Genomic DNA, 17,638 nt, shown 5'->3' on the forward strand with positions numbered 1-17,638 from the left:
CTGAAGTGATCCCTTGGCTTGAGGGTCGGCGTGTCGCAAGGAATTCGCAGCAGAAACGGTGCCTCAAAAGCGCATCCCAGGGTTGTGTGCGTCAAGTTCTGCACCTGCGCCGCAGGGAAAGCTTCGCCGGGAAGATCTCTACATTTCGCGTCCGGGAGTATCGTCGTTGTCCATCGCGGGATTGAGCGGAGACGCAGAATTCACTCGCATGGTGCAGACCAGTCCCGATTTGTAGAACTTCAGAGTGACGCGTCCTGAGGTGCCGGACGAAAACACGCGCTCGAGGAGCTGCGTGCCGAAGCCCTTTCGCTCGACCGGTTCAACAGGCGGACCTCCCCGTTCGCGCCATTCCAGATCGAGCCAGCGATGCTGTTTTTGACCGGCAAGCTTGCACCGAATGGACACCGTGCCGGTTTCGTTCGACAGTGCTCCATATTTTAGCGCGTTCGTCGTAAGCTCATGAAAAGCCATGGCGGCCGAAAGAGCGACGTTCGGTGGTAGCCAGACCGACTCGCCGCTAATCTTGAAGCGGTCGATCGGTGCGTGTGAGCTGACCGATGTGGCAATCAGATCCTTGACGTCGGCGCCACTCCAGTTCTGCTGGATAAGCAGGTCGTTGGCCTTGGCCAGCGAGACGAGACGGCTGGAGAGCGTGCGTCCTGCTTCAGGCAGGCTTGTGGCGTTGCGCAGTGTTTGGGAGGCAATGGACTGAACCACGGCAAGGATATTCTTCACGCGGTGGTTCAGCTCATTGGTCAGCAATTTGAGCTGCTCCTCGCCGCGTTTGCGTTCCGTGATGTCGAGACTGATTTGCACGGCGCCGATAATGCCGCCGCCTGGATTGCGAATTGGGCGTGCGCTGGAAAGTAGGAAGCGCTCGACACCCGACGGCAGCGTGTAGGCGAACTCTTCATGATCCGTCAGCTGCCCGCGCATGGCGCGGCTAAGAGGGCGGTCTTCGCGGCTTACTATGTGCCCGTCCTGGACGGCGACGGTGTCGATGACGAGTTCGGGCCTGCCGAACGATTTGTGCGCGTCCGTCGGCAGGCCCATAAGTTCGGCCGCGAAGCGGTTGCGGATAACCTGAAGAGCCTTCGGATCATAGGTAAACCAGACTGCCGCCGGCGCTGTCTCCAACACCGCCTCCAACTCGTAGCGCCGTTGGGCGATCGCCCGCTCTGCATCCACCATTGCCTGGGCGATGGCAGCGAACTCCCTAACCGAAGTCGACAGGGGTTCGACGCTGCGGCCATGACCCAGCGCTTCGGCCCGTCTCGCCAGTTCAGAGGTGGCCTGCGTAAATCTCTTGCCGACGAAATATCCCAGGGCAACGGAAACAAGAAGCGACAGGAGACCTATCCCGCAAATCGCGGCAAGCGAGCGCCAAAGCGGCGCCTGCACTGCTGAAAGCGGCACGTTCGCGGTGTAGAACCAATCAGATCGCGGAGACCTGTAATAGCCTGCCAGCAACGTCTCTCCTTCGAAGTTCCGGGACGTGAATGAGCCCGAGCGCCCGACTATCTTTTCCACGTATTCGGGCAATCCGCGCTTTCCCGTCCATTCTTCGTGCAACTTGGATCGGGCTACGTAATTTCCGTCGCGATCTCCCACGCCCACAGTCCATCCTTCCGGGACGGCCGGCATCAAAACATCGCGGATCCGGGCAGTCGGTACAGAAAGCGAAAGAAGCAGGTCTTCCCCCTTCGGGGCGGGCACCCGAATGGCAACAGCCACGCGGTATTCGCCTGAGTCCTTGCCGGTGAAGACACCGCTGACGAAAACACCGGAACGGTTGAGTGTCTCGACGTCGACAGCTTTTATCGCGGTGACCGGCGGCAAGGCGGCACCGTAGCCGATTTCGGTGTTCATCAACTGATTGCGGCCAAGATCGCGCAGGACGATCATCCGGTTCGTCCCATGGACAAGATCGAGCGCCTCGCGGTGGAAGGCTTGCAGATCGCCGTTGGCGAGCGCGGCGGATTTGGAAAGGCCGTCGAGGATGGTGTGGAGATTTGCCAGCTCGCCCTCTACGACGAGCGACACTTGCCGAGCCGTTTGCACGGCGTCCTGCTCAAAACGATATCGTTCATGCAGTGCATATTGGCCTAGCAGATAGCCGGCAAAGAGCCACACCGGGACAACCGAGGCGGCAGTCAAAGCAAGCAGGTGCGATCGAACTGATCGACGAGGCAAGTCCGTATCCAGTGCCGGCGCAGGAACACTCAACCATAATCAGCGGACCAGGAACAGCAAGCATTAGTTCAAGTGAATGTAGTGCCGTTGGGCTGGCCGTCCCGGAACCGCGCAACTGGTGCAAGCATCACGTGGTGTGGCACGGCGTAGCGCTGCGTGGTTCCAGCCACAGCCGTCCCGTTCGCGGCCGGTGTGGCGTAAACTCAGTACGCGGTGGCGCACGCCATATCGTGCTATCGCCGCCGGTTACCTGCCGCGGGCTACTCTTGCGTCACGCCTTCCCGGGGTCGGTCAAGGTGTTGCTAATATACACCACTCGACAGCATCTCTAACCGCATCCCGCGCGGAACCGCTTCCATCGGCCACCCCGTTAGCGTCAAAATGACAGCGAACAATGCGAGTGGAGGCGGTGAGATGGACAAGCGGCAAGATACAAAAACCATCGAGCTGTGCTGTCTGCTAGCCGTGCCGGTATCACTGCTCCTCACTGTGGTATTCGCCGGGATGGTCCTTGGCTGACTAACGCGCCCTGGGCGTCACTCGCCGCACAACATCAAGCGCGACCGTCACCACCGGGCCACCCAGGCTGACGGTCACGGCGTCCTTCTCGACCCGTGTGACGCTGCCGATCAGTTCCATGGTCTGGCCTTTGACGACCTTCGTGGTGCTATCCCGAACGGAATGCGGAAATCCGTAGGTCGGTATCGACACGCTGATCCTGTCGTCGGTGACGCGTCGAATTATGGTGGCGTCGATCGCCACCTCATCCCCGATGTTGAGGCCGCTAGCCATGCATTGGACTCTGGTGCGGCCGGCGCGAGCGTCAAGTGGCGAAACCTGGGCTTGAGCTTATCGCGACATGAAGTACGCGGGGGATAACTTCCTCCGCGGTCGGAACTTTCAACAACGTCCCGGAAACGTCGGAGCTGACGTCGTTTCGATCCACGAACTCACACGAGGTATTTTCGGACGCTAAAGCGCTCGGGATCAAACGTGAGGAAGTCGATGAAGAGGTCGACAGCCTGTATCGGACATCCTCTAGTGGATCGTGCACTTCGATCCCGGTCTGCCCGAGCTAAGTCGCTCGCGTAGACTCGTTCCTAAAGCGTTCCAGAAAAACAGACCTTCACACAGGCACTGAATCGCGCGATCAACACGAAGCTTCCTTGAACGGTGCATCGTCATGAACGTCATCGCAGTCAGTCTCGTATCGCTCATTCTGGCGATCGCGTGTGTTCTAGTCCACTATGAGGCCTTCAAAATGGTCGCAAGCTCTGCCCGTTCAGCCGAGGTCGGCGGGTTCCCGAGCCGAGGACGACTGTTGATCGTAATCTTCGGAGCACTTGCCGCGCATACCGTGGAGATTACGTTTTACGGTTTCGTCTTCTGGGGCCTCCATAGCTACGGGCTCTTAGGCGAAATCGTCGGAGAAATTTCCGGCGGCTGGATCGACTTCCTGTATTTCTCCGTCACCAATTACACCACGCTGGGAGTGGGCGACATCAGAGCCGAGGGTCCGCTCCGACTGATTGCTTCGTCGGAGGCGCTCACCGGCCTGGTGCTGTTGAGCTGGACCGCCTCGTTCACCTACCTCTCCATGGAGAATTTTTGGAAGAGGAGGTAGAGCCAGCCAGATCATTGGTCCGTCTTGGACGTGAGGTCCACGGAAGCGAATTCCCAGGCGTTCGCAGAAGGCATGTTGCCAATCCTTCGTACCGTTGGAATGGCCGTTTTAAATGCCTTTTGCCCGGGCGATGCTTGATTGCGAGGCGTGGATAGGGCCTTAGCTGATGGCGCAATTCGCGAGGCGCTCGACAGCTTGCGCCATCTGGGATTCGAAGCGCTCTCTCATTCCGAGAGCCAGGTTAGCGTTCCGCGTGGACTGAAGCGCCTCGCCACGCGCTTGCTCATCGTTGAGCAGCCGATCGATGGCCGCGGCGAATTCAAAAGCATCGGATGTCGGCGTCGGCGCAGGGGGCTGGAAATCCGGAGGAAGCCCACGAAAGGCAAGTGGCGACGCGACAATTGGACGACCGGCGGCGAGAGCTTCCAGCGCCTTGATTGCAATTCCCGCGCCGGCAATGATTGGCATGGCGACAAGACGCGCCGACTTATAATGAGGCGCTAGGTTCTTTACGACGCCAAGGTATTGGACCTGGTCGTGCAGCAGGCGCTCCTGCTGCGCCACCTTTTGTATGCTCCCGACCACTTTGACCGATCGCGTCGGATCCAGTTTGGGCAATACATGATGCACAAACCACGAGAGGCTGCTCACATTTGACTGGTTGTCGCTCGCCACGATGAGCACGTCACACTCAGGAGCGACCTCGTCACACGGATGCAGGTAGATCGAGGGTTGGCAAAGCAATACTCTTGATCCTTCCGAGCCGAGGTGAGCGCGGAAAAAGGCCTCTTCATCAACGTTGATGGCACCGATGACATCGGCGCGGCGTAGATACGACATCTCGTCAGCGACGAGGTCTTCGAATGCGTCTTCGATACCGGTCGAGCGATTGATTTCCCGTCTCAGGATTATCTGTCGAGCCTGCAAATCATGCGTCTCCAGCCACACAGGAGAGCGATGCTTGAGGGGCTTGATGAATGGCAGATGGAAATAGTGATTCACCAGAATGAAGGAGAAGCCTCGATCAAGGCCGATCTCTCTCACAATGGACGGGAGGGGGGAGAGCCTGGACTGCTCCGCCAGATAAACGGCTTGGCTTCGCCGTTCCGTGTCAATATGCAAAAGCCTGCGTTGCAATGACCCGACCACGCCTGATCGCCGAGCGGACACACAAGTGAGCACAGCCGAGCTGGAGTCGCGGTCGGTCAGGGCGGCCCGCCAGGACATGCGTTGCGCCTTGCGATCGCGATCGGAAACGACGATTACCTCTATGACCGGCAGTCCCCTGTCGGCCAGGTACCGCAGATGCTGATCGAACACCGTGGCGCTGCCAGTCGCGAACCAGGACGGTCGCACATACAAGACTGGCTTAGGCAAAACGATCGGCTGTGATGGGGTGCAAAGCCAGGTCGCAGCCTCGGACCAGCGGTTCCAGGTGCCCCCTGAGATCCGCTCGCGCGCCCGGTGGGCCAGAGTATCGGGAGAAGACGAATCGAGCAGCTTGACGGCCTCGTCTGGCCAGGCACACCAGTTCGAAATGAATCGAGACGACGACGGCGCCGGATCGGTTTCCGCCGCGATTCCTTGAGAGGCCAGCACCGGCCGCCCTGCAAGAGCAGCCTCGATGAATACACGGCTGACGCGGCAGCGATACGCCTCGGCATCATATGGAAGCAGAACGACGTCCGACAGGTATACGAGCTGGAGATAGGCAGAGGCCGAGAGTGGTCTCTCGATGACGATCACATCCTTCCGGCTCTTCAGCGCCAGACATTCTGAACGCAAGCTGTTCGGCCAGCGAGCTGCCTGGATGACGAGATCGAAATCGCTCGATGAGCCGTCAACTGCGCAAACTATAGAGCGAAGCTGAGTGCCGCCCTTGTCCGGACGCAACGCCCCTAGGCAAACGGCCAGGCGCCTGCCGGACTTTTTGCGCTGCGACAGTTCTGTGAAGAGTAGAGCCTCTTTGGCAGACAGCTCGTCCGCCTCCACATGCTGTCCCGCCGCGATCATGCCCAGAGATGCCACTTCGTCTTCGTCGAAGACATCTCCAAAATCGCACACCGGCGCGTCCAGCAGCTTGGACATCTCCATAGCGAGCAGCGGGTTGGTTGCGTAAAAGCGTATACCGGCTTTCCAGCCGGAGCCACGGAGGCGGTGTGCCAGGCAATCGAGGTCCAGAGGACGATACCAATTTGCATAAAGGCGCGGATCTTCATGAAAGACGCACGCCATTTTGGGCAGCGGTCGCGCCAACAGCACAGGCAAGGCAAGTAGCTCGGCCAGCATGGCCGGGGTCGCCGTCGGTACCAGCAAGCTCAATTCGCCCGATGTGTTGTCGATCTGGCGGGCTACGCTGCGCACGAAAGGCGAACAGGTGTCGCGCGTGGATGACCGGCCCAGGGCCGCGCTCGTCGTCCGCCATAATGCATAAGGAAGCAGAAGGACGAGAATTGCGGGCACGGCCATGATCGCCAATGCGGCCCTACCAGCCATCAGGACAAACCGGTCCGGGCCATTGACGGGATCGTTAACCAGCCGCTTCAAAGCCTTCAGAACGGGTCGCAACCCTCGCTCAAGCGCGCGCGATAAGCCGGTCCGGCGGTCTTTTCGTTCATAGTAACTCCGCGGGAAGGTCGGCCGGATTTCGGCGCCGTTGATCGTCTTCGGGCCGGAATAGGCGCGATGCGCAAGGACGAGGCTCCCCCACCCCAAACCAGCGCAAGTGGCGACCACCGCGCGTACATACCGAAAAGGATGACCGGCCTCGTCATCCAGGTGTGGCTCGACAATCAGGATCATGCGGTTCGTCACCGGCAAGAGCTGCTTCGAATGAACCTGTCCATGATGAGTCAGTCCCGCTGTTGATGGCCCGGGCGGGCACCTCGTAGTCGGTCGCGCGATCGCATCCGAACTACTTCCTGTGTCCCACGGAAGGTCTCTTCAGTTCAAGGCCACCGCAATCCGACACAAGAAACGACCGTTCCGCGCCAGGCAGCGCTCACAATGGCCATACTCCCGGAGGCGTGCTCAGTGGATGCGGTGTCGGTGTTCAGTTGCTCGTTCCGGTGGCAAAGACGAAATTGAACATCAAAGGTCCTGAGCAGCCAAGCTGCAGCATACGCGACTACGGTACCGGATGGCGCGGCGGGTCTCGCCAGCTGTATCATGCGGCGCCTGCGTGTTCAGTTCCTGCCGTTCGAGCCCGAGTGAAGCGATTGCCGCCGAAGGTGATTGCGTCACATATCAACGCGACGAAATCGCCAGACGATGTGGGATTGGCGATCGTTGATTTTTCCGCCTGGATGGACGGGCGCCAAGTGCGAATGCCAAGCGAGGCAGGCATTTATAGAACGAATCTCCCGTTCGTTCGAATGATGGCAACCGAGGAACCAGCAGTTAGGTTCCTACTGATGCTTTGGCGCGCGCGGTGGTGTTTCGCTGCTTCGCGCTTTTGCTCGGCTGCACCAGATGTTCGACAGGTGGAGATGCAATGCGGTGAGGGCCGCGGTCTTGAGGTTCAGCGATGGGTCATGTGCAGAGCACCAGGGCAAATTTTTGCCTCGCTGCGTTCAGCTCGATTGGACGATGGACTTCGATTTTGCCGCACGAGACGCGCGGAGGAAGGGCCGGGGCGATTTTCGCCCTCTTTCCGTTATGCCTTGTTTTGCTGTTCGCATCTCCGGCTCACTGTCAGCGGGCGCCTGACGCGTCAGCGGCTCTCCCAGCTAGCGACAGCACGTCGGACGCATTTGCAGAGCACGTCGATGTCGGCAAAGAGCCCGACAAGGCACCGACAAGGGCATTCGGATCCCCCGCACCTAGAGAGCTGGTGCCAAGCGAAGCGCAGGCACTCGACGCAGAGGCGCAAATGCCGCCTGGCGAAAATCAGGAGATGTTGCGACGCGAATTGGATGCCGCACGAGCGGAGATAGCCAAGCAAGCACAAGCTCTGAAAGAGCAGCAGCGAAAGGACGAAGCCCTTTCGCTCGATCTGCAGACGGCGCAGCGCGCCATCGAAAGCTTCAGGGCCGAAGCCACTCTCTGGGGCGGTGAGAAGCCCGCCGCCGCAGCAACCCAGCCCTCCAAGGACGTCCCCGAGACTGCTGTGACGCAAGCTCTTAACGACGAACGGCACAAGGTTCAGCTCTTGTCCCAAGAGCTCACAACGGCTCACCGAACCATCGAGGCTCTCAAGACAGCCTCAAATGCGGTCGCCGTCGAGCTGGCCAACGCCAATAAGAACCGTGAGGCGGCCGAAGCAGGTCTACGGCAAGCCGGAGAAGCGCTCAAACTGGAACGCAAACGAGCTGATTCAGCTGCCCGTGACCTCGACCTCGTTCGCAAGGAGCGCGACGCTTCAAACCGGACCTCGGTCGGGTTAAGCGCGGCGCTGGAAGAAGAACGTGAACGGGCGACCGGTCTGGCCCTGAGCCTGAGTGCCGCGCGCGAGGCAATCGACGACGTCGCAACCAGGAACCGGGCTGCGGCTGCAGCGCGTTCGCGAATGATCCATAAGCCGGCAGGTGTGGTTGCAAGTGCACCACCCAGATCAGGTGTTGAACCGAGGCGCAAACCGGGCTCGCGAGAAAAACAGAAACAGGCTGCTGTCTTGGCCCCGATCTCTCTTCCCCTCGCGTTGCTGCCGACCCGACCACCGAAAGGGCTCGACCCGCGCCAGTGAACAGACCGTGGAGCCCGAATCCATGCCGAAGGTCAACCTAGCAATGAAACAGTACGTCGCAGCCGCCCTGATGATCGGGATTGGAGTCGGACCTGCCTGCGCTCTCGACAAAGGGGTAGGTGCCAGCGTCGGCGGAATCGGAGTCGGCGCCGGAGTAAACGCGGGTTCGCAAGGCGCATCGGTCGGGGTGGGAGCGAGCGTCGGCGATGCAGGGCGATCACATGTCGGAGCTTCGGTTGGCACGGGCAAGGGATCAGTCGGCGTTGGCGTTGGTGCCAGCGGCAATGTCGGCAACGCAAGCGGAGGCGTTTCGACCAGTATTGGTACGGGCGATGATCCGGCGGCCGACGACGGGTCGCCTACCGCTAGCGGCAGTCCAGCCGCCACACCCAAAGGAACGGCTGGGCCTACGGCCGCTGCGTCCGCGAGGGGCGGCAATCAATCGATCGCCTTGCCATCGATTCTCAAGCCTTCCATATCTGGTGACGGCGGCTTCACCGACGGCTATCCTTTCAAGCTTCAGAGACCCCTGAGAGCGAAGCCCGGTATACCGGCTGCTGTTGTGCAAGCCTGCCGCTCCGCGATCACATCCGCCGCCACACCGCTTGGCGCTGTCCGCGTCCGGGCGTTGAGCGCAGGGTTGTTGCATCGGCGTGGGGGTACACTCACAGCACCAATCAAGGTGCAAATAGACTATAGGAGGCAAGGGGGCGTCGAGGTTCGGCAGGCCGAGGTCGATTGTCAACTGGACAGGGCGGGCAGGGTCACGGCGATAAAATGAGAACTGGTTGGCCACGTTCGAACGGCGCGCTCCGCGACCGGAGGTGACACCCGCCGGGGGGCTTATGGTTCGTCGCAGGAAACGCCCGAGATCGACGAGACTCACCTTCGATGGTGGTCAAGGTGTCGACCATAACTGACCACGCCGACGATGCTCAGTCTGCCCGGTAGGTTGCACATGTTAGCTGCGTCATAGCCAATTGTGCCTCGCCTCGAGTAAACATTCCCAAGAACCGATCGCGTGGCTTTACTCCAGCAACCAGTCCGGTTCGAAACATCACATTGGAAACCTTGTAGGAAGTCGGGCGTTATCGCTGATCTCTGTCAAGTGAGCAAAGAGTGCCTGACAACTTCAAATCAACGTCAGCCCTGCATGGCGACGCGCCGGCGGCAGCAGCCACCACCGCATGGGCGGATCGCAAGGAGTTGGCATCGGCGGCGTTCGAGCGCACGCGCATGCCCATCGTCATCACGGATGCTCGGCAGCCTGACAATCCCATCGTGCTCGCCAACAAGGCCTTCCTGGATCTGACCGGCTATACATCCGATGAAGTCCTGGGTCGAAATTGCCGCTTCCTACAAGGGGAGGGAACATCGCCCGCGGCCGTTGCGGAAATTCGAGCGGCGATAGAGCGTGAACGCGAGACGAATGTAGAGATACTGAACTTCCGCAAGGACGGATCGCCGTTCTGGAACCAGCTCCATCTGAGCCCCATCAAGGACGATGAAGGCGGGCTCCTCTACTACTTCGCGTCGCAGATCGACGTTACCAAACATCGCATGATCCAGACCCTGGAAGCGGCGGAGCACCGCCTCCTGATGGAGGTCGATCATCGCGCAAAGAACGTTCTGGCGGTTGTCGATGGTATTGTTCGGCTGAGCAAGACAGACAGTGCACCGCTCTATGCCGCGGCCGTTCAACGCCGGGTCCAGGCTTTGGCGGTCGCACACGCCCTGTTGGCCGAGCGCGGCTGGCGCGATGTGCCGCTGGACGAAATCGTCTCCAGGCAGGTCGCCCATTTCGCGTCTGGGAGGACAGCAATGACCGGTCCTGAAGTTCTGATCCCAGCGGTGGTCGTTCAACCACTGGCTCTCGTCGCCCATGAATTGATCGTTAACGCCGCCACCCATGGAGCTCTCGCCCAGGATACGGGGCGGTTGCAGGTCAGCTGGCAGCCGACCGGCGATCATGGCGGCTTTAACCTGCGGTGGGAAGAAAGCGGCAGACGTAAAGCTGGATCTCCGCCAGGGGCGCCCGGCTTCGGAACGACCATGGTCAATGCAATTGTCCAGAAGCAGCTTCAGGGTGAGATCCTGCGGGATTGGACATCGGACGGTTTGAAAATCAACATAAGCATCCCGGGCACGGCTGCCCTTTCGACAGCCAAGGGCGCCTGAGACGCTCATTGTTCTCAGTCCCATTTCGCATAGCGACACGGCAGGCCGGCCCCCATAGACGAACATTTTTCAGCAAGTCTAGCCCCGAACTAATTCATCAAGCCGGCAGCGCGAAGGGCGCTTTCGATAACCTGACCAGGCCCAGCGGTCGGACCGCTGCTCGGTCCGACGGGCGGGTGCGCGACCACCAAAGGGGAGTGTCCGACCGATGTTGCCGGTAAACACGCATCTGGCGATGGGCCCGCAGAGCCCGCATCTTCAAGCCCCCAGAATCTGGAGATAAGCGAGGTGGACGATATGCCGGTGTCGATCACAAAGGATCCGCCCTGACTCAAGCCGTCCGCGGAGTCCACGGGTGTCCCGTGCGCCATGCCCGGGATCAGGTACTGCTCGATGACTTCCTCATTCGCAGCGTTCTTCCAGACGTCGCGGCGGTAGCCCTGATGCACCTGTGTCTCGCATTGCACTCCACTTTGCCCGAACAATGTGAGCCACTGCCCGACGAGCTGATCGGAGTTGACCGGACTGACTGTTGTGTCGGCGCTTCCATGCCAGACGGAGAGTTTCGGCCATGGTCCGCAGTGACCGGAAGCTTGCTGGACGGTCGTCGCCAATCGCCTCCCGGTGGGGCCGCCGTGCCCTCGCATGCGGTCGAAAGCCTGTGGCAGGCTATTGGCGCTGCCATAGGGTAGACCAGCTATTATGGCCCCGCCGGCGAAGACTTCCGGATAAATCGCGAGCATGGCGGCGGCCATTGCCCCGCCGGCGGAAAGTCCGGTGATAAAAATCCTGGTGCGGTCGATGTCGTGAGCGGTGACCACGGCCTCTATCATTTGGCGGATGGAAAGCGCCTCACCGGAGCCCCGTCGGGTGTCGACCGGGACGAACCAGTTGAAACAAAGATTGGCATTGTTGCTCCGCTGCTGTTCTGGAAACAGGACGGCAAAGCCCATGCGATCCGCCGTCCTCGACCAGCCGGCGCCGCGGTCATAGGATGCCGCCGACTGCGTACAGCCATGGAGGACAACGACCAGAGGGGCATGGGGTGCAAGATCCTTGGGCCGGTATGTCCAGCCTCGCAACTTTCCGGGATTTGACCCGAACGCCTGAAGTTCGGAAAAGCGCTCGTTTTGGTCGTGACCATCCAAGACGCCGTCGATCTGCTTTCGCCGAGCAGCCAAGCGTGCAACGGTATCGGCGAGACTTCTCATGTCGGTATCCTTTCGCGTCGATCCAGAGCGGGGCCAACAAGCGGAACGCCGTATTTTCAGGTTGGTTGCTGCAGTGCAGCATAAATTGCCTGCAACAAATCGATCCGCATGGGGTTTGCTTTGGATCGCCTGTGCGGAGAGCCCTCCGATCGAGCAGCAATGCGTGGAAAACGGACTGGCCGCCCCGCGACGCCTCGCCACAATTAGTTCCGCGCCGTCAGTATTGTCCTGCCTCAGCACGTCAGAAGCTGCCTGGTGGAGGGCCTCTGCCTCTGCGAATAAACGCCCAACGCCTTTCTCAAGCCGTGCGGCGTTAGGCCTTCCACAATTCCGGACAACTTGCCTCAACGGGCCAGCCTCGGGTTAGGCGTTGCGCCGAGAAAGGCTCGCCGTCCGACGGTCACCAACACGGTTTCGCCGCGCCGGCAATGATTCCGGCTTCGGCCGAAGCAAGTCGAAAAGGGTTGACACGGAGCATGCCGTCTCGGCGTCGACGACGTCCAGAAAGTGCCACGCGGGAGCGGAACATGAGAGCTTGCTAACGGTTCTACGTTGGTGGCTTTTCTAATTGAGAGAACGATCGTGTCAGCCTTTGAATTCGTCTACTTTTCTGGTCTGACGGGGAGTGATCTCCTGGGCGGTGTCGTCTCGTTGTTGGCGTGCTGTGTTCTCTACAACGTTATCGCGGAGGATCGCCCGCACCGGTGAGCGCGGGACCCAACAGGTGGTCCTAGATCGGCCGCTCTCCACATTCGAGGCGTCGCATGCGGATGATTTCTGTTTCCTATGGTGGGCCCTACACCGCCAGCTATCGTTGGCCCGTCGGCTAGAATGTCCCAGAGAGGAGGGCGACCGATGGCCGATTGGCTGCGGGGCTGGCAGCAGAGTTTCGTCGGCTCGGCGCCCAGAGGAGAGTTGCCTGAAGACGCCGAGCCTAGCCAGCGAGATCGGCAGGGGGCCGCGTCCTCTCGCCGGCTAAGAGGTTATGCACTCTCTTAGGCACTCGTGAAGCATTCGAATGCACTAAGAGGCCGAGACGGTTTCTGCCTGAGATCCGATTTGCTGGGACCATGTCCTTTCGCGAGGAACCAATTGGGTTGTCGACAAGGATCTGACCTTTCAGTGCGCGCACTGCAACGCCACTGTCTCGGAAGGGCTCCTGGGCCAAGGTCGTCACGACGTCCAGCTGCAAACGCTGCAATCAAAGGTGCGGTTCTCTCACTAGAGAGAAGCTTGCGATGCTCCCATATTCGTAAGATCATCCCTCCGATGCTGACACCCGTTCATGCGCACCGTTTGATCGGTTCGGCCGCGTGTGCCCTGAGACGCGAGAAAGATCCCGCCGCCGAAGCCGATGCGGGCACTGGAAGAAGTGTGGAAGTGATCGCCGCCCAGCTTGCAGCTTCAGTTGCCGGTCTGGCGGTGCGGCGGCCGATTCATATCAGCCTGCCGGAGGCGAAGTGGGCGCGGGTGCGTTGCCGCCTTGGTTCTGCTCGGGGGCAACCTTAAGCGGCGTTGCTTGCCGCGACGCGTTTGATAAGGGCGCAAATATAAAAAAGGCGAGAAGGCCTAGAAAAACGAGCGCGATCACGACCACCGCCCAGCTCGCGATCCGAGCTGTACCTCGCCGTTCCTGATTGCGTGAGAGATCGTTGGTCATCTGACATCCTTTCGGGATCCATGATCCCAATCGGCTCCCGAACGTCAATTAGGCGCTGATGTTCCCTCCATTCGGAAACACCAAAGCTGTTTTCAGGGCTCATTGGAAAGAAACACTTTGCCAAAAGAGAGCAGCAGGCTGCGCACCAGGCAAGAGATCGACCAGCGCGTTCACACCTCAGATGAAGTGTGCGCTATCCGCTTACTTGGAAAGCGGGACGGAATTGACGCCGCGCTAGAACTTTATGGACGTGTTGCAATCGGCCTGGTGTCGAGGCAGTAGTCGCCGCTCACGGCTGGACCCCGTCAAGAACTGCGACGCCGTCGGCCACAGCGTGGAGAATGCTCCAAGTCATTGGATCGCCAAAAGCGACGGCACTGCCGCCGCCGCGAACTTCGGCCATCGAACTCCGCCTCATCCTGAATCGAGAACATGCCTGAATTGCGCCGGGTTGCCCGGGGTTCTTTCGGCGATTTGGATCGGCGCATCAGTCCACTGCCAAGCGGTCGTGGCTGGTGTGCGAAAGAACTGGATGTGGCCACGGGTGCCGGCAACTTCTATGTGCGGCCATGACTCTGCGATGCTGTTCCGATCAGTGCCGAAGGACCGTATTGCCTGAGCAAGTACGACGATCGTGTCGTACCCTTCCAAAGCGACGAAGGAGGGCGCCTCGCCCAACTTCTCCCACAGGGCCCTTTCGACACGTGAGCCTAACGGGTTGAGGTGTCCGGGTCGGTAGCGCAGGAAGGGGATCGCAGCGCTATCTTCGCCTAGCAATGTGGCCCATTCAGCGAATTCTGGTTGCCCAGCTGGAGCGCCGATCTTGAGCGTGGACAGGCGGCCGTCATTGCGAACCGACTTGACGATTGAGATTGCTGGCTCTGGCTGGCCTACGAGAAGAAGAAGGACTGTTGCGCGACGGTCGATGAGTTGGTCGCACAACATTGACGGGTCCAGCGAGCTCATGCTGATGTCCGATAAGGTCGCGCCGTTTGCTTTAAGGCGATCTCGCAGAATGTGAACGCCAGATGCCCAGTAGATACTCTGCTGCGATGCAACCGCGATCCGATCGTGGCCAGCTCGCGAGAGAAAGTCGGCATATATTTGCCAGCCGCGGGACTGCGGCGGTGCAAGGCGGGCGACCCATTTCGTTGGTTGTTCCGTTAGCCTGTCGAGTACGGCCGACGAGCAGAGAAACGGCAGGCCGAGCTCGTCGGCCCTGATGGCCGCCGCGCGAGCAACGACACTGTGATACTCCCCCGCTATCGCCACCACGCCCAAGCGAGCCAGGTCATCCACGGCCGCGACGGCCTTCTGCGGATCGGCTGCAGTGTCTCGGACGAGCAGCTCAAGCGCTTTGCCGCCGACCCCACCAGCGCCGTTGATTTCGCTTACAGCAAGCTGAAGGCCCGCGAGCAAATGTCTGCCTGCCTCAACCCAGCCGGGGCGGGTCAAAGGGACGAGTGCCCCGATTTTGGTCGCTTCTTCGGAGCCCGATCCAGTCGATTCCATTCAATATCTCCTGGTTACGCAAAGCTCGCCGCATGCCCAGCTACAGCGGACATGGCGAGACCGATAGAGACAGTCGGACCTACCTCCAACAATCTGTATCATCGCGACTACCGACACAGTCCCCCTAGATGTCCGATGCGGCGGTCTTGCGCGGACTGGCTGTCGGCCGAGCCTTTCCATTGTGCGCTACTTCCGATGCGCCAGGCGGAAGCGGGCCGCCTTGGCGCGGTTGCCGCAACCGTCCATCGAGCACCAGCGCCTTGGTTTGGAGCGGCTGTCGTCGACGAAAAAACTCTAAGCACCAGCCCGAGCGGTCTGTCTTCTGCCCGCCCACTTCTGTCCTCGCGTGCAGGCCTCGTGATCCGGCTGGGATGGGAGCCGTCGCGGTTGCCAAGCCCTTCCAGATATTACTGCCCAATCCCGGAACTTTTGGCAGGCCGAGACCTTCTGCATATCCGAAACCATAGGAGGAACGAGTGGCCAATCTAGGAAAACTTGCGATCGCTATGCTGGGGGTTCTGGCTTATCAAAACCGCGACAAGATCGCGGAGGTAATCCGCGGAGCGGGAGAGCGCGATCCCCGCAACCCCCAGGGTGGGATACTGGACCAGGTGTCGAAGGGCGTTTCCGGCACCGCGCTGGGCGAAATTCTCGACCGCTTTAGAACTGCAGGTGCCGGCTCGAAGGTGGACTCCTGGGTTGGCACTGGGGCGAACCAGCCGATAGAGCCGCACGAGGTGGAAACGGCGATCGACGCGCAGACGCTGGAGGCACTTTCTCGCCAGACCGGCCTCTCGCGCGAGGAGCTGATTGCAAGGATAACCAGGGATCTGCCGGATGCTGTCAACCAGATGACTCCGGATGGCACCCTCCCAGCAGACCAGCCAACAAATGCCGCCCCAGACCAGCGCAACCTGCTCGACGGCGTGCCTTCCCGGCCGACGCAACGCTAGTTCCGGTTGACGCAAGCGGACTGCAAACGGTCAGTGCGAAACCAAGGAGATTGGATCGAGCGAGCAAGGCCAGCCAGGAAGGTATGAACAACCGAAAGACCTTTTGCAGATCGCCAGACTGCGAAGGGACATCTTGTCAGAGCTGCTGGATTCGCGCTGGCGCATCCTGGGAACGCCAATCCGGTTTGGAATGGATGCCCTGGTGGGCCCAGTGCCTGTCCTGGGCATGTGGGCCGGATACGGTGCCATTGCCGCCGACTTGAAATGCATTCATCCAGCCGAACTCTCGGAACTTGCAGCGGGGGTCTGCGCCAGCTCGTTGGGAATGGGTGCTTTCGGCCAATGGATGAAGATCGACCTTTGTTGCGCACCGGGCAAATCCGCGCGGCGATCAGTGACTGGTAAGGCCAGATTGCGACAAAGACAGCCAGGGCTTTGCTGGGATGATTGGAGCTATGCCGCTTTTGCGTCCGATGCCCAGGAACCATGAACCGAGCTGCTGGTTGGGACAGCACGCCGGCTGGTCGGCTTGGCAATCATCAAAGGAGGAACCCAATGACACGTTCTGTCACAACTGCAGTATTGGCTGCCGCGTTCGCTATGCTCGCCTCGTCAGCGTTTGCTCAATCCGCGGATGCTCCCAAGCCTGTCTCACCAGCCCAGGATCGGCCCGCGGGTGAAGCCGGACAGAACCAGCAAGCAATGCGTCAAATGATGCGCGAGATGATGGATGAGATGCTGCAGGAGAGAACAGCAAAGGACCGAGACCCCGAGGCGGATTGGCGACAGAGGGGCCCGAAGCTTCCGGACGAAGAAATGGGCGAGCGTGACCCGGGACATATGAGGCATGGCCGCAGGGCGGGCGCCGATATGATGCAGAGTGCCAAAATGAGAATCATGTTCGCTATCATGGACACCGACGGTGATGGTACGCTGTCGCGGACGGAGGTTCAGGATTTCATCGGGCGGATCTTTAACGCTGTCGACGAGGACGGCGATGAAAGCGTCGACATGCAGGAACTCCAATCGTTTTTCCGACCCGGAGGAGACCAGGACCGACGTTAGAGCCGACGGGTTGTCTGTCCGAATCTAGAGGCCACAGGAGATGGGTGGAGCGCGGTGTTTGGCTCCTCGCCGTCCCATGCTCCGCTGATCCTCGCTTGGATCAACGGGGTAGGACTTGCGCAGGCTCGCACGAGGCTGTGCGCCAGATCCGTCGACACGACGACCATAGAGGCTGCAGATGATCTGGTGGAGCTCACGCCGCGCACCGCCATTGAGGAAGTAGCGGGGCGACCTGAGGAAATCAGACTGTTCAGCTGGCTCAGCGCAATTATGGCGCGACATCGGAAGTGAGAGCGCCGGGGCCGCCGACCCGCTCCCAACCTGCAGGCACGTCAAACAGCCCTTCCGCCCTCAATGCACTCAGAAGGCGCCACGTCTTGCTCGCCCAGGCAGTTGGGGGACGCTCGTCGCGGTGTTCCTTCCAAGAGTGCCGCTCTTCAGACCCCGATGCCGGCTTCATGACCTCCTTGCGAGCGCGCCATCCAATGCTGAAATTGCTCGGCATGATGGAAAAGCAAATTTAAGTACTTTCTACTAGGGTCGGCCGAGGGTTTGTCC

General features: G+C 60.2%; 11 protein-coding genes and 1 pseudogene. 5 read left to right on the forward strand and 7 right to left on the reverse strand.

What is annotated here, in order from left to right:
• Positions 1-138: 138 nt before the first annotated feature.
• Positions 139-2,193 carry an HWE histidine kinase domain-containing protein gene (locus X739_RS154985; protein ID WP_245273817.1) on the reverse strand — a complete coding sequence of 685 codons (2,055 nt, stop codon included), beginning with the start codon at positions 2,191-2,193 and terminating at the stop codon, positions 139-141.
• A gap of 519 nt (positions 2,194-2,712) precedes the next feature.
• Positions 2,713-2,985 (reverse strand): hypothetical protein, encoded by a 273-nt coding sequence (locus tag X739_RS154980; RefSeq protein ID WP_023781553.1) that lies wholly within the window; start codon positions 2,983-2,985, stop codon positions 2,713-2,715.
• 391 nt (positions 2,986-3,376) lie between these two features.
• Here X739_RS154980 and X739_RS154975 point away from each other — a divergent pair, with 391 nt between their 5' ends.
• Positions 3,377-3,817 (forward strand): ion channel, encoded by a 441-nt coding sequence (locus X739_RS154975; protein WP_023773526.1) that lies wholly within the window; start codon positions 3,377-3,379, stop codon positions 3,815-3,817.
• Between the two features lie 159 nt (positions 3,818-3,976).
• Here X739_RS154975 and X739_RS154970 read toward each other — a convergent pair whose 3' ends face one another.
• Complete coding sequence (locus X739_RS154970) at positions 3,977-6,619, reverse strand: glycosyltransferase (protein ID WP_031252003.1); 2,643 nt, start codon at positions 6,617-6,619, stop codon at positions 3,977-3,979.
• Between the two features lie 1,030 nt (positions 6,620-7,649).
• On the opposite strand from X739_RS154970, the gene X739_RS154965 reads away from it, so the two are divergent.
• On the forward strand, positions 7,650-8,501 hold the full coding sequence (locus X739_RS154965; protein ID WP_156939841.1) for a hypothetical protein: 852 nt from the start codon (positions 7,650-7,652) through the stop codon (positions 8,499-8,501).
• A gap of 1,119 nt (positions 8,502-9,620) precedes the next feature.
• Entirely contained in the window at positions 9,621-10,679 is a 1,059-nt protein-coding gene (locus tag X739_RS154955) for a PAS domain-containing protein (RefSeq protein ID WP_023794326.1), read from the forward strand.
• A gap of 89 nt (positions 10,680-10,768) precedes the next feature.
• Here the strand turns inward: X739_RS154955 and X739_RS154950 are convergent, their stop codons facing one another.
• The 4 genes and pseudogenes from X739_RS154950 to X739_RS1000000171150 form a co-directional block, all read right to left on the reverse strand.
• On the reverse strand, positions 10,769-11,890 hold the full coding sequence (locus tag X739_RS154950) for a PHB depolymerase family esterase (RefSeq protein ID WP_023794329.1): 1,122 nt from the start codon (positions 11,888-11,890) through the stop codon (positions 10,769-10,771).
• Between the two features lie 1,441 nt (positions 11,891-13,331).
• On the reverse strand, positions 13,332-13,550 hold the full coding sequence (locus X739_RS1000000167860; protein ID WP_084056180.1) for a hypothetical protein: 219 nt from the start codon (positions 13,548-13,550) through the stop codon (positions 13,332-13,334).
• A gap of 414 nt (positions 13,551-13,964) precedes the next feature.
• The gene (locus X739_RS154945; protein ID WP_023794333.1) at positions 13,965-15,062 is read right to left on the reverse strand and encodes an ABC transporter substrate-binding protein; all 1,098 of its coding nucleotides are present in this window, start codon (positions 15,060-15,062) and stop codon (positions 13,965-13,967) included.
• A gap of 186 nt (positions 15,063-15,248) precedes the next feature.
• A pseudogene (locus X739_RS1000000171150) lies at positions 15,249-15,341 on the reverse strand (CGNR zinc finger domain-containing protein); the annotation flags it as partial.
• Positions 15,342-15,538: 197 nt separating this feature from the next.
• Here X739_RS1000000171150 and X739_RS154940 point away from each other — a divergent pair.
• Together X739_RS154940 and X739_RS1000000167075 are read left to right on the forward strand one after the other, a co-directional pair.
• Complete coding sequence (locus tag X739_RS154940) at positions 15,539-16,015, forward strand: YidB family protein (protein ID WP_023794335.1); 477 nt, start codon at positions 15,539-15,541, stop codon at positions 16,013-16,015.
• A 555-nt stretch (positions 16,016-16,570) separates the two neighbouring features.
• Positions 16,571-17,080: an EF-hand domain-containing protein gene (locus tag X739_RS1000000167075; RefSeq protein WP_051407660.1), complete on the forward strand. Its 510-nt coding sequence runs from the start codon at positions 16,571-16,573 to the stop codon at positions 17,078-17,080.
• The last annotated feature ends 558 nt before the right edge of the window (positions 17,081-17,638 follow it).

Origin of the sequence: Mesorhizobium sp. LNHC209A00, from assembly GCF_000502915.1 — a bacterium.
Lineage (GTDB): Bacteria > Pseudomonadota > Alphaproteobacteria > Rhizobiales > Rhizobiaceae > Mesorhizobium.